At 64.8% G+C, this 12,715-nt stretch carries 13 protein-coding genes; 11 read left to right on the top strand and 2 right to left on the bottom strand.

From position 1 onward, the window contains the following. The first annotated feature begins 27 nt into the window (after window positions 1-27). The 9 genes from XH80_RS38660 (at window position 28) to XH80_RS38620 (ending at window position 7,689) form a co-directional block, all read left to right on the top strand. The gene (locus XH80_RS38660; protein WP_271603145.1) at window positions 28-993 is read left to right on the top strand and encodes a sugar kinase; all 966 of its coding nucleotides are present in this window, start codon (window positions 28-30) and stop codon (window positions 991-993) included. Window positions 994-1,033: 40 nt separating this feature from the next. Beyond that, window positions 1,034-1,684 carry a bifunctional 4-hydroxy-2-oxoglutarate aldolase/2-dehydro-3-deoxy-phosphogluconate aldolase gene (eda, locus tag XH80_RS38655; protein ID WP_271603144.1) on the top strand — a complete coding sequence of 217 codons (651 nt, stop codon included), beginning with the start codon at window positions 1,034-1,036 and terminating at the stop codon, window positions 1,682-1,684. Between the two features lie 60 nt (window positions 1,685-1,744). Further along, the gene (locus XH80_RS38650; protein WP_271603143.1) at window positions 1,745-2,914 is read left to right on the top strand and encodes an acetyl-CoA acetyltransferase; all 1,170 of its coding nucleotides are present in this window, start codon (window positions 1,745-1,747) and stop codon (window positions 2,912-2,914) included. Window positions 2,915-3,042: 128 nt separating this feature from the next. Next, window positions 3,043-3,249 carry a hypothetical protein gene (locus tag XH80_RS38645; protein ID WP_057758191.1) on the top strand — a complete coding sequence of 69 codons (207 nt, stop codon included), beginning with the start codon at window positions 3,043-3,045 and terminating at the stop codon, window positions 3,247-3,249. 112 nt (window positions 3,250-3,361) lie between these two features. Next, window positions 3,362-4,561, top strand: a complete 1,200-nt coding sequence (locus XH80_RS38640; protein ID WP_271603142.1) for a CaiB/BaiF CoA transferase family protein — start codon at window positions 3,362-3,364, stop codon at window positions 4,559-4,561. Between the two features lie 122 nt (window positions 4,562-4,683). Next, on the top strand, window positions 4,684-5,820 hold the full coding sequence (locus tag XH80_RS38635) for a thiolase family protein (RefSeq protein ID WP_271603141.1): 1,137 nt from the start codon (window positions 4,684-4,686) through the stop codon (window positions 5,818-5,820). Then, window positions 5,817-6,176, top strand: coding sequence for a Zn-ribbon domain-containing OB-fold protein (locus XH80_RS38630; protein ID WP_271603140.1), 360 nt, complete (start codon window positions 5,817-5,819; stop codon window positions 6,174-6,176). The genes XH80_RS38635 and XH80_RS38630 overlap by 4 nt, the downstream gene beginning before the upstream one ends. A 656-nt stretch (window positions 6,177-6,832) precedes the next feature. Next, window positions 6,833-7,360 carry a carboxymuconolactone decarboxylase family protein gene (locus XH80_RS38625; protein ID WP_271603139.1) on the top strand — a complete coding sequence of 176 codons (528 nt, stop codon included), beginning with the start codon at window positions 6,833-6,835 and terminating at the stop codon, window positions 7,358-7,360. Window positions 7,361-7,386: 26 nt separating this feature from the next. Beyond that, window positions 7,387-7,689 carry a nucleoside triphosphate pyrophosphohydrolase family protein gene (locus XH80_RS38620; protein ID WP_057759035.1) on the top strand — a complete coding sequence of 101 codons (303 nt, stop codon included), beginning with the start codon at window positions 7,387-7,389 and terminating at the stop codon, window positions 7,687-7,689. A 143-nt stretch (window positions 7,690-7,832) separates the two neighbouring features. Here the strand turns inward: XH80_RS38620 and glsA are convergent, their stop codons facing one another. Both glsA and XH80_RS38610 read right to left on the bottom strand, forming a co-directional pair. Continuing rightward, window positions 7,833-9,680, bottom strand: coding sequence for a glutaminase A (glsA, locus tag XH80_RS38615; protein WP_271603138.1), 1,848 nt, complete (start codon window positions 9,678-9,680; stop codon window positions 7,833-7,835). 138 nt (window positions 9,681-9,818) lie between these two features. After that, a complete protein-coding gene (locus tag XH80_RS38610) occupies window positions 9,819-10,040 on the bottom strand; it encodes an acetyl-CoA carboxylase biotin carboxyl carrier protein subunit (RefSeq protein ID WP_271603137.1) in 222 nt (73 codons plus the stop codon). 95 nt (window positions 10,041-10,135) lie between these two features. On the opposite strand from XH80_RS38610, the gene XH80_RS38605 reads away from it, so the two are divergent. Both XH80_RS38605 and XH80_RS38600 read left to right on the top strand, forming a co-directional pair. Further along, window positions 10,136-11,110 carry an IclR family transcriptional regulator gene (locus XH80_RS38605; protein ID WP_271603136.1) on the top strand — a complete coding sequence of 325 codons (975 nt, stop codon included), beginning with the start codon at window positions 10,136-10,138 and terminating at the stop codon, window positions 11,108-11,110. Beyond that, window positions 11,040-12,599 (top strand): acyl-CoA carboxylase subunit beta, encoded by a 1,560-nt coding sequence (locus XH80_RS38600; RefSeq protein WP_271603135.1) that lies wholly within the window; start codon window positions 11,040-11,042, stop codon window positions 12,597-12,599. The genes XH80_RS38605 and XH80_RS38600 overlap by 71 nt, the downstream gene beginning before the upstream one ends. Window positions 12,600-12,715: the final 116 nt, after the last annotated feature.

Raw genomic sequence — 12,715 nt, 5'->3', positions numbered from 1 at the left:
TAACTGATGAACAGCGTGGATATGACGATGGCGAGCGTGGCTTGCATCGGTGAATGCATGGTCGAGCTTCGACAGGCTCAGGGTGGGCAGGCAGGGCAGGGCGGTGGCCTGTTCTCGCGCGGCTTCGGCGGCGACACGCTCAACACAGCGGTGTATCTGGCGCGGCTCGACGTCAAGGTCGACTATTTCACCGCGCTCGGCGACGATGCGATGAGCGAGGAGATGATTGCGGCCTGGAACGCCGAGGGCGTCGGCACAAGGCGCGTGGTGCGGCTGCCGGGCAAGCTGCCCGGCCTCTACATGATCCAGCTCGATGCCAAGGGCGAGCGCCAGTTCTACCACTGGCGCGACAGCGCTGCGGCGCGGCAACTCATGAGCCTGCCGGAGACCGACGAGTTGCTCAACTCGCTGATGAGCTACGACATCGTCTATCTCTCCGCGATCACGCTCTCGATCTACGATCAGGCCGGGCGCGACCGCCTGTTTGCGGCGATCAAGCGCGCCCGCCTGCTCGGCACCCGCTTCGTGTTCGACACCAATTTCCGCGCACGCGGCTGGCCCGATCGCGACATCGCCCGCGAGGTGTTTTCTGCGGCCTTTGCCGCCGCCGACATCGTGCTGACGTCGGCCGAGGATCTGCTCGCGCTCTATCCTGGCGAAAGTCCTGAGCAATTGATGGCGCGCATCCCGACGCCGGAGCTGGTGTTCCGGCTCGCGGAGCCCGTCAGCCGGCTGCGCTACCCCGGTGGTACCAGCGAGGTCCGCGCTGAACCCATGACAAAGCCCGTCGTCGACACCACGGCGGCCGGTGACAGTTTTGCCGCAGCCTATATCGCGGCCCGCCTCGGTGGTTCCGATCCGGTCGAGGCGGCCCAATCGGGCCATCGCCTCGCCAGTCTCGTGATCTGCTATCCCGGCGCCATCATTCCGGGCTATGCCATGCCGCCGAAGAAGCGGCACCGGCCTGCGACCACACGCCAAGCCACGAAGTAGAGCCACGAAGTCACGCGACCAAGTCAACGAGACCCAGAAGATGCCCACTGCCGCCCAACAGAACCACCTCGTCGCGCTGTTCAAGGCGGCGACCGTCATTCCCGTCCTCACCATCGAGCGGATCCAGGACGCCGTGCCACTGGCAAAAGCCCTGGTGGCCGGCGGCGTCCGCACGCTGGAGGTGACCATGCGCACCCCTGTCGCGATCGAGGCGGCGCGGGCGATGATGGCCGAGGTCCCCGACGCGGTGGTCGGGATCGGCACCATCCTCAATCCGGCTGACTTCACCCGGGTCGAGAAGCTCGGCGTCGCCTTCGGCATCAGCCCGGGCCTGACCCCCGACCTCCTCAAGGTCGCCGCCGATAGCTCCCTGCCGTTTGCACCGGGCATCGCGACCGCCTCCGAGCTCATGACGGCGCTGTCCTACGGCTTCGACGTCGCAAAATTCTTCCCGGCCGAGCAGGCCGGCGGCATCAAGGGTCTCCGCTCGCTTGGCGGGCCGTTCCCGAACGTCCGGTTCTGCCCAACCGGCGGGGTCGGTGAGGCCAATGCGGCGACCTGGCTCGCCGAGCCCAATGTGGTCTGTGTCGGTGGTTCCTGGCTGTGCCCGACGGCGGAGATCAGGGCCGGGAACTGGGCCGGCATAACTGCCATCTGCCAGCGCACCCTCCAGGCCCTTAAACCCGCGTGAAGTCTTGCCCTCCCTGGGCTAAGACTTAGGTCAGCAAGAGACCGCCAGGGAGAGAAGACCATGACTGCCAGCATCGTCGGATGGGCGCATACGCCGTTCGGCAAGTTCGATACCGAGACCGTCGAGAGCCTCGTCACCCGGGTCGCCAATGAGGCGATGGCCGATGCCGGCATTTCGGCCTCCGATGTCGACGAGATCGTGCTTGGCCATTTCAACGCCGGCTTCTCGGCGCAGGATTTTACCGCCTCGCTGGTGCTGCAGGCCGACCCGAAGCTGCGCTTCAAGCCGGCCACCCGTGTGGAGAACGCCTGTGCGACGGGCTCGGCTGCCGTCCATCAGGGCCTGCGCGCGATCGCCGCAGGCGCGGCCAGAATCGTGCTGGTCGTCGGCGTCGAGCAGATGACCCGCACACCGGGGCCGGAGATCGGCAAGAACCTGCTCAAGGCCTCGTACCTGCCCGAGGACGGCGACACCGTCGGCGGCTTTGCCGGCGTGTTCGGCAAGATCGCCAGCTCCTACTTCCAGAAATACGGCGATCAGTCCGATGCGCTGGCGCTGATCGCGGCCAAGAACCACAAGAACGGCGTCGCCAATCCCTTCGCCCAGATGCGCAAGGATTTCGGCTTCGACTTCTGCCGCGCCGAGAGCGAGAAGAACCCATACGTCGCCGGTCCCCTGAAGCGCACCGACTGCTCGCTGGTGTCCGACGGCGCCGCCGCGCTGGTGCTGGCCGACACCGAGACCGCCAGGACCATGAGCAAGTCGATCGGCTTCCGCGCCACCGCGCATGCCCAGGATTTCCTGCCGATGAGCAAGCGCGACATCCTTCAGTTCGAGGGCTGCACGGTCGCCTGGCAGCGCGCTCTGGAGAAGGCGGGCGTGACGCTGTCCGATCTCTCCTTCGTCGAGACCCATGACTGCTTCACCGTGGCCGAGCTGATCGAGTACGAAGCAATGGGACTGACGCCGAGGGGGCAGGGCGCCCGCGCCATCAAGGAAGGCTGGACGCTCAAGGACGGCAAGCTGCCGGTCAATCCGTCCGGCGGCCTGAAGGCCAAGGGCCACCCGATCGGCGCCACCGGCGTCTCCATGCATGTGATGACCGCGATGCAGCTGGCCGGGCAGGCGCCCGAGGGCATGCAGTTGAAGAATGCCAAGCTCGGCGGCATCTTCAACATGGGCGGCGCGGCCGTTGCCAACTACGTCTCGGTTCTCGAGCCATTGAAGTAAGGTTCGACTCTTGTAGGGTGGGCAAAGGCGCAAAAGCGCCGTGCCCACCATTTCCTTGCGGTAGATCATGGTGAGCACGCTTCGCTTTGCCCACCCTACGGCTCCTGATTGATTTGCGGAAAAGCATCATGAGCACTAACTACGAAGATTCACTCTCTATCGAAGCCCTCAACGATCGCATCGCGATTCTCGAGGATAATATCCGCCAGCTGATCGAGCAGGCCGCCGCCGCCTCCGGCGAGCAGAACGAGTCGCGCATCGCCGACCGCATCAACCAGCAGAACGACGAGCTCGAGCGTCTCATGAAGATCCGCGAATCCCGCCAGAAGAAATAGCGGCCGCGTCCGCGCGCATGCGGCTATTCGCCGGCCGCCCTTGCGCATGCGCCACCACTCCCCTTAGCTGGACCGAAATCGCGGGAGAGCCCGCGCAATCGGGAGCGAACCAATGGGGCCGCTGAAGGGCATCAAGGTCGTCGACATGACCACCGTGCTGATGGGGCCTTATGCGACCCAGATGCTCGGCGACTACGGGGCCGACGTCATCAAGGTGGAATCGCTCGACGGCGACGTCACCCGCCTGATCGGCCCGATGCGGCATGCCGGCATGGGGCCGGTGTTCCTCAACACCAACCGCAGCAAGCGTTCGATCTGCCTCGACCTGAAGAAGCCCGCTGGCCGCGAGGCCGTGCTGCGGTTGCTGAAGGATGCCGACGTTCTCGTCTACAACGTCCGACCGCAGGCAATGGCGCGGCTGCAGCTCGGCTATGACGTGGTCTCCGCGATCAATCCGCGGCTCGTCTATGCCGGTGTGTTCGGCTTCGGCCAGGACGGGCCATACGCGGCAAAACCCGCCTATGACGATCTGATCCAGGGCGCAACCGCGTTGCCGGCCTTGATGGCGCAGACCGGCGACGGCGTGCCGCGCTACGTGCCGAACGCGCTGGTCGATCGCATCGTCGGCCTCACCGCCGTCGGCGCGATCTGTGCCAGCCTCGTGCATCGCGACCGTACCGGCCACGGCCAGCGTCTGGACATCCCGATGTTCGAGACCATGGCCGGTTTCGTCATGGGCGACCACATGGGCGGGCTGACTTACGAGCCGCCGCTCGACAAGGGCGGCTATGCCCGCCACCTCTCGCGCGACCGCAGGCCGTACAAGACCTCGGACGGTTATCTCAGCGTCATCGTCTACAACGACAAGCAGTGGGAGAATTTCTTCAAGGCGACCGGGCGCGATGACCTGCGCGCTGATCCCAAATTCGCGACCTTTGCGGGGCGCGCCGCCAATATCGATGTCGTCTATGCCGAGCTCGCCCGCATCTTCGAGACGCGCACCACGGCTGAATGGATCGAGCTGCTGACCAGGGCCGACGTGCCCGTCATGCCGATGCACGACCTCGCATCGATCCTGCACGACGAGCATCTCGAAGCGACCGGTTTCTTCCCCGTCGTCAACCATCCGACCGAAGGCCCGATCCGCAGCATGAAGGTGACGGCGAGCTGGTCGGAGACCGCGGCCGAGCCGGTGCGGCTGGCGCCACGCCTCAACGAGCACGGCGCGCAGATCTTGCGCGAGATCGGTTACTCCGAGGGCGAGATCGCCGCCATGGTCCGCGACGGCGTCACACGCGCGGCACCGGAGTAGGGGGAAGATATGGCGAAGGCTCTCTCCGCCGTCATTCCGGGGCTCGCGAAGCGAGAACCCGGAATCTCGCGATTCCGGGCTCGGCCCTTTGGACCGCCCCGGAATGACGATGGGGGCGCGCCATGAGCTTCATCACCGGCGTTGGCCTCACGTCTTTCGGCAAGCACGAAGGCTCGTCCTCGCTCGACCTGATGAGCAAGGCGGCGCGAGCTGCGCTCGACGACGCCGGCCTCAAGCGCGCCGAGATCGACGGCATCCTCTGCGGCTATTCCACCGTCTCGCCGCACATCATGCTGGCGACTGTTTTCGCCGAGCATTTTGGCATCCGCCCGTCTTACGCCCATGCCGTGCAGGTCGGCGGCGCGACGGGCCTTGCGATGACCATGCTAGCCCATCACCTCGTCGTATCAGGTGTCTGCCGCAATGTGCTCGTCGTCGCCGGCGAGAACCGCCTGACCGGGCAGAGCCGCGATGCCTCGATCCAGGCGCTGGCGCAGGTCGGCCACCCCGACTACGAGGTGCCGCTCGGTCCGACCATCCCCGCCTATTACGGCCTCGTTGCCAGCAGGTACATGCACGAATACGGCGTGACCGAAGAAGACCTTGCCGAATTCGCCGTGCTGATGCGTGCGCACGCCTGCACCCATCCTGGGGCGCAATTCCGCGATCCCATCACGGTGGCCGATGTCATGGCCTCGAAGCCAGTGGCGATGCCGTTAAAGCTGCTGGATTGCTGCCCGGTGTCCGACGGCGGCGCTGCGTTTGTGATCAGCCGGGAGCGAACCGGCGAGGCGGGCGTGCGGATCCGCGGCTGCGCGCAGGCGCATACGCATCAGCACGTCACCGCCGCACCAGGCTTAAGCGAGTTCGGCGCCGAAATCTCCATCGCGCGCGCGAAGGAGGCTACGGGGCTGGCAATATCAGACGTGCGTTACGCCGCGATCTACGACAGTTTCACCATCACGCTGGCCATGCTGCTGGAAGACCTTGGCCTTGCCGGACGAGGCGAGGCGGCTGCGCGCGTGCGATCGGGGCATTTCGGCCGCGACGGCGAGATGCCGCTCAACACTCATGGTGGCCTGCTCAGCTACGGCCATTGCGGCGTCGGCGGCGCCATGGCGCATCTGGTCGAGGCGCATTTGCAGATGACGGGCCGGGCAGCGAATCGCCAGGTGCGTGACGCCTCGATTGCGCTGCTGCACGGCGACGGCGGCGTGCTGTCGTCCCATGTCAGCATGTTTCTGGAGCAAGTGCGATGAGCGAGCGCTTGGCTGATTGGACCAGGGGCGAAGAGGCCATTACCTACCAGGCCTGCGCCGCGTGCGGTCATGTCCAGTATTTCCACCGCGCTTTCTGCGCCGCGTGCGGAGCCGCAGGTCCGCGCGAGGCGCGCGCCAGCGGCAAGGGCAGGGTCTACGCAACCTCTCTGGTCTGCCGCGCCGCCACGCCCGAGACGCGCGCGCACGTGCCCTACAACATCCTCCTCGTCGATTGCGCCGAAGGATTTCGGATGATGGCCCATGGCGATAACGGATTGGCCATCGGCGATGCGGTCACGGCGAGCTTCAGGCCGTTTGCCGGTAAGCTCGTGCCGTACTTCGCCAAAGAGAAATAGTGGGATTGGGATGCTGTAGCCCGGATGGAGCGCAGCGAAATCCGGGAATCTCACCTCGCGGATAGATTTTCCCGGATTGCGCGGAGCCTGTCATCGGGCGGCGCTTCGCGCCGACCCGTTGGCTCCATCCGGGCTACGGCAGCCAACGTGGGATTTCGTCATTCGGGGGCGGTCGTGGGACCGAGCCTGGAACGGGAATTCTGGGCCTGGCCTGCCAGGGCCGCGCTTTGCGCGGTCCCGAGGGGGCCCCCCGGAATGACGAAAACCGTAAACCTCGAACTCAGCGCGCGTAGAACATGATGCTGGCGATGACGAGCATCGCCATCACCGCCAGCATATGCGCGAGCGCTTCCGAGGCTGCCCCCTTGGAGGCTTCCTTCATGCCGTTTTCTCCCTAGACTTGGGCATGACTCATCGTTGCGCGGTCAAGCGCAAAGACGGTCAATTGTTTTTACTCGGAACACCCCACTTCGAGTATTCACCGCAATTAAGTCCCCACGCGGCGAATATCGACTGTGCCAGCGTCGATCAGCAATGCGGCGGCAATTTGACTCGATAATGTTGCTCCTGCGTCGGGCTGCGAATAGAGTTTTTCGGAACTTATTCCGGTAACGACAATAAGCCTCAAAGGCGTCAGGAAAAACCCAAGGTAAATCATGGCCCGTATCGACTACAGCGATCCGTCCAAGGCGTCCGACCGCACCCGCGAAATCCTCGACAAAAACCGCAACGCCAACATTTTCCGCATGATGGCGCATTCGCCGAGCTATTTTGAGCAGTATTGCCGGCTCGGCGGCGCCATCAGGCACAAGGGCGAGCTCGATCCTGTTCTGCGCGAGCTTGCGATCACGCGCACCGGCATTCTGTGCGAGGCGCCGTACGAGATCATCGCGCACAAGCGCATCGGCAAGAATGTCGGCGTCACCGACGCGCAGAACGAGGCGCTGGAGAACTGGCAGGCCGCCGACTGTTTCGATGAGACGCAGCGCGCCGCGCTCGCCTTCACCGACGAGATCGTCAAGCTGAAGAAGCCGACCAATGCGACCTTCAGGGCAATCGCCGCGAAGCTGACGCCGGCCGCACTGGTCGAGTTGCAGCTCTCGGTCGGATTCTACATCATGACGTCAAAGTTTTTGGAGACGTTTGAGATCGATCTCCAGCCCGTCACCGAAGTGGTGGGCTGATCAGACGCGAGCTGCGGGGGATGGTCATGACGATCGATGAATATGCGGCCTGGGCTGCAACCATTGCGAAAGTCGATGAGCATCCCTCGAACGAGCGGCTGTCCTATCTCGGGTTGGGCCTCGCCGGCGAAGCGGGCGAAGTCGCCGAGCACATCAAGAAACTCCTGCGTGACGACTGGCTCGACAAGGCGGGTCTCGTCGAAGAGCTCGGCGACGTTATCTACTACTGGGCCTGCCTGTGCGCCGCGACCGGCCAGCAGCCGTCCGAATTGCTCAAGGCCAGCGCCGCCAAGATCAAGCGGCGGATCAGCGAGGCGGCGAGCCGCTAAGGCAGGTGCGCGTTCGGGGGCGCTGACGGCATCCACAACGTCATGGCCGGGCTTGTCCCGGCCATCCGCGCCTTGCCAGGCGCATGGAGAACGTGGATGCCCGGGACAAGCCCGGGCATGACGAGCTCCTGTCATAAGGTCGCTCACGTCGACGTCAGAATATCCACCTTGGTGTTGGCGACGATCAGGCGATCGGCCAGCAGCTGCGCCAGGTTGCGCATGATGCGCTCCGAGGCACGCGGATGCTGCCTGCGAAAGCGCTCAAAGTCCTTCAGCGGCACTTCGAACGCAGTCGCTGCCATATCCGCGAACACGTCGGCGGTACGGGCGGTCTCGATCAGGGCCATCTCGCCGAAGGCCATGCCGGCGGTCAGCGTCGCCAGGCGCACGCCGTCGGGCAGGGTGACATGCACCGCGCCGCTGCGCAGGAAGAACAGCGCATCGGCCGGATCGCCCGTCGTGACGATCTTTGCGCCGGACTGATAGGTCCTGATGGTGCAGATCGAGGCGAGATCGGTCAGCTCTTCCGCGCTGAGGCCGTCGAGCAGCGGCTGTTCGGACAGCTCGGTGGTCTCGCGAAAATCGATCGAGCCGCCGTAGCGATAGACGATCTGGTCTTCCGCCCATTCGATCGCCGTGTCGAGCAAATAGAAGTCGCGGACGTTCTTCAGCCCCGCGGTCCATTCGCGCAAGCTGTCCCATTCCCTGGAGGCGCGCCTGACGCCTGACAGAACCACGGTGACATCGAGCGCGGCGAGCTCCTCGAAGGCTTCGGCGATCAGGCGGGCGCCAGCGCGCGTCGTCGAGGTGACGCGGTGCAGGTCGAACACGACGATTTGCGGTCGCGGTCGCCCGGCGAGCCGCCGCGAGACATAGTCGACGGCCGACAGTGACAGCACGCCGACCAGCTCGATCACGCGCACGGCCTGCTCGTGCGCGGCCAGGATGTCGCGCTCCTGCTGGCGGCGGACGCGGCGTGACGGGCTCTTGCCGATGTCGTAGTCGGCGATCACGGCGTTGCGGGCGTCATCGCTGCGGTTGAGCATGTGCAGGTCGTAATGCGAGGACAGCGCCTCGCAGACCTTGATGCCGCGCACGCTGTTGCCGTGCTTGTCGAGCTTTGGCGAATAGCTGCCGAGCCCGAGACGGGCCGGGAGCGCGGCCAGAATGCCGCCGCCGACGCCGCTCTTGGCGGGGATGCCGATCCGGTAGATCCACTCGCCGGCATAATCATACATGCCCGACGACGTCATCACCGACAGCGTGCGCGAAATCGCATACGGCGTCAGCACCTGTTCGCCCGTCACCGGATTGACGCCGCGATTGGCCAGCGTCGCCGCCATCACCGCGATGTCGCGCGCGGTGACCAGCACGGCACACTGGCGGAAATAGACGTCGAGGACTTCAGCGACATTGTCCGAGATCACCGCATTGGTCTTGAGCAGATAGCCGATGGCGCGATTGCGGTCGCCGGTCTGGCTCTCCGAGGAGTAAACCGCCTCGTCTACGGCGAGCTCGCGCCCGGCAAAGCGGCTGAGCGCAAGCCGGATCTGCTCAAAGGCCTCAGATCCCTTGCTGTCGTAGATCAGCCCCGTGCAGGCGATCGCGCCGGCATTCACCATCGGATTGAACGGATGGTTTTCCGCGTTGAGCCGGATCGAGTTGAAGGGATCGCCCGAGGGTTCGACACCGATCGCCCCCTCGACCTTGCCCGCGCCCAAAAGATCCAGCGCCAAAGCGAACACGAACGGCTTGGACATCGACTGGATGGTGAAGGGCACCCGGGAGTCGCCCACCTCGTAGACATGGCCGTCAAGCGTGGCGAGGCTGATGCCAAAATAGGCAGGATCGGCTTTGCTCAGTTCGGGAATATAATCTGCGACATGACCTGCAGTCTCCGCGGAGAATTCATTGAGGCATGTGTCGAGAAACCGCAGCAGCGGCGGCTTCGAGCGGGTCCAGGCGGAGGCGTGCAACGGTTGCGCTATCATCGCTCCCTTGTGCAACGCATTAAGCATATGCGCAACCCGTCCGGTCTCGTGGTCACGCCCGAACGCAAGACGCCACGCGCCCTTCCGATATCATCTGTTTCAGATTGTCGTGGCCGACAAGCCGCTGATGGCGCGCGCTCAGCTCACGACGATCGCGATCGCCTGTCCCTCGGCAACGAGGTCATCGATCTTCACGAGCAATGATGTCAGCGTGCCTGATGCAGGCGATTGCACCGGTATCTCCATCTTCATGGCTTCGACGACCACAACGTCCTCGCCATCGGCGACAGTTCCTCCAACTTGCGCGGGAGTTGCGCAGATGCGGCCGGCGACCTCCGTGACGATCTTAATTTCTGGCATGCCATCGCCTTTTTGTTGTCGTGGCAAAATGCCTGAGGTAGCGTCGTTCACAAAGTGGAATTTAATTCCGCAGAGCGGAACAAACGGTAGGGATCATGGGACGACGTTCGGAGCGGTTAAGCAGGCAAGGTGCGCTCGCTGGCGATGCCGGTGAGGGTGATGTCATCCAGGTGGTGTCGCGCGCGTTCGACGTGTTGCGATGCTTCGAGGGCCACGAGGCGCGGCTCGGCAATCTCGAAATTTCGAATCGCTGCGGCCTGCCGCGCTCGACGGTGTCGCGGCTCACGCACACGCTGACGCGCATGGGGCAGCTCGTCTATCTGCCGCGCGATCAGAAATACCGAATCGGTCCGAGCGCCGTGGCGATGAGCGCCTCGATGATGAAGGGCGCGCAGCTGCGCAGCATGATCCGCCAGCGGCTTCAGGAAGTCGCCGAGCAGCTGCCCGGCACCGTCGGCTTCGTCGTGCCCGATCGCTTCCATCTGGTCTATCTCCAGTTTGCACGCTCGCCTTCTGCGCTCGGCCTACACGAGGGCACCGGCAGCCGCATCTCGATGGCCTCGACTGCGGCGGGCGCGGCCTACACCGCGGCCCTGGCGCCACAGGTCGGCGATGCCTTCATCAACGACATGGAGCGCGAAGCGCCGGAGGCTGCAAAGATCCTGCGGCCCCGCATCGAGGCCAACAGGCAGTCGCTGCGCGAGCGCGGCTATGTCACGGCTTGCGGGCTGTGGAGCCCGCACATCAACGGCCTGGCGGTGCCGATCTGGTCGCCGCAGTACCAGACCTTCGTGGTCGTCACGATCGGGCTTCTGTCGGCGATGTATGACGAGCAGCGCCTGCATGCCGAGGTCGCGCCGCTGATGCTGGCGCTCGGCCGCTCGCTCGGCAGCCTGATGGAAGGCGCCGAAGGCGATGCCTTCAACAACCGCATCTCGCGCAAGCCGGTCGCAATATCAGTGCATAACAATAACAAGCCGATGAGTTCGGAGGGAGTGAATGAACTGGAAGCCGGAACTCGACGAGCTCGCCCGGCGCGAAGCCTTCGCGCGGGAGATGGGCGGCGTTGACAAGGTCAAGCGACAGCATGACCAGGGCCGGCTGACAGTTCGGGAACGCATCGACAGACTGATCGACAAGGGTAGCTTCCACGAGATCGGTGCCGTCTCCGGCATCGGTGAGTACGATCCCAAAGGCGAGCTGAAGACCGTGACGCCGGCGAACTGCGTGTTCGGCCGCGCGCGTGTCGACGGCCGCACCGTCGTGGTGGTCGGCGACGACTTCACCGTGCGCGGCGGCTCGGCGGATGCGTCGATCTCGGCAAAGCCCTTGATGGCGGAGGAGATGGCGCACGACTTCCGTTTGCCCATCATCCGCATCATCGAGGGCTCCGGCGGCGGCGGCTCGGTCAAGACCATCGAGACCAAGGGCGCGGCGAACCTGCCCGGCGGCATCGGCGGTACGCGCTGGTATCGCTTCACGACGGAGAATTTGTCGCGCGTGCCCGTGGTCGCGCTCGGCCTTGGCTCGGTCGCGGGCTTAGGTGCCGCGCGCCTTGCCGCCAGCCACTATTCGATCATGACCCGGAAGTCCGCGATGTTCGTGGCAGGGCCGCCGGTGGTGAAGGCGCTCGGTCAGAACCTTTCGAAGGAAGAGCTCGGCGGTGCTGATATTCAGACCAAGGCCGGCGCGATCGATCATGCCGTCGATACCGAGGAAGAGGCCTTTGCCTGCGCCCGGCGCTTCCTGTCCTATCTGCCGTCGTCGGTCTACGAGCTGCCGCCGACCCTGCCTTGCATCGACAATCCGGAGCGCATGGAAGAAGCGCTCATGAAGGCGGTGCCGCGCAACCGCAAGCAGGTCTACAAGGTCAGGCCGATCATTGAAGCGGTCGTCGACAAGGGCTCGTTCTTCGAGGTCGCCAGTAATTTCGGCAAGCCCATCATCGTCGGCCTCGCACGGCTCGAGGGCAGGGCGGTGATGCTGCTCGCCAGCGACAGTTTTCACTATGGCGGCTCCTGGACGGCCGATGCCTGCCAGAAGGTGGTGCGCTGGGTCGACTTCGCCGAAACCTTCCATCTGCCGATCGTCTATCTCATGGACTGCCCGGGCTTCATGATCGGTCTCGATGCCGAGAAGGCGGCGACTATCCGCCACGGCGTCCGCGCCATGGCCGCGGTCAACCAGACCACCGTGCCCTGGTGCACCGTGATCCTGCGCAACGCCTTCGGGGTCGCCGGCGTGGTGCACCAGCCCGCCGACCGCTTCTCGATCCGCTACGCCTGGCCGTCCGCCTATTGGGGCTCGCTGCCGCTCGAAGGCGGCATCGAAGCTGCCTACCGCGCCGACATCGATGCCGCCGAGGACAAGGCAGCCAAGCTGAAGGAGATCGAGGAGCGACTCAACAGACTGCGCTCGCCGTTCCGCTCGGCCGAGAAATTCTGGGTCGAGGAGATCATCGATCCCCGCAAGACGCGCTCGCTGCTGTGCGAGTTCGCACGTCTCGCCGAGCCGCTGCGCAAAGCGGGGCCGCCGGAGAATTTCTCGATCAGGCCGTGAGCCCGTGTCCCGGACGCGCCGCAACGCTTCAGCGTCGCTGCGCTTAGCCGGGACCCAGAAAAGCCACACACGAGATTGCCGAGGGATGGGCCCCGGCTCTGCAACGCATCACGCCG

The sequence above is a fragment of the Bradyrhizobium sp. CCBAU 45384 genome, from assembly GCF_028128665.1.
Taxonomy (GTDB): Bacteria; Pseudomonadota; Alphaproteobacteria; order Rhizobiales; family Xanthobacteraceae; genus Bradyrhizobium; species Bradyrhizobium manausense.
The sequence above is the reverse complement of the archived record's forward strand: the minus strand, read 5'-3'. Positions and strand labels throughout refer to the sequence as shown.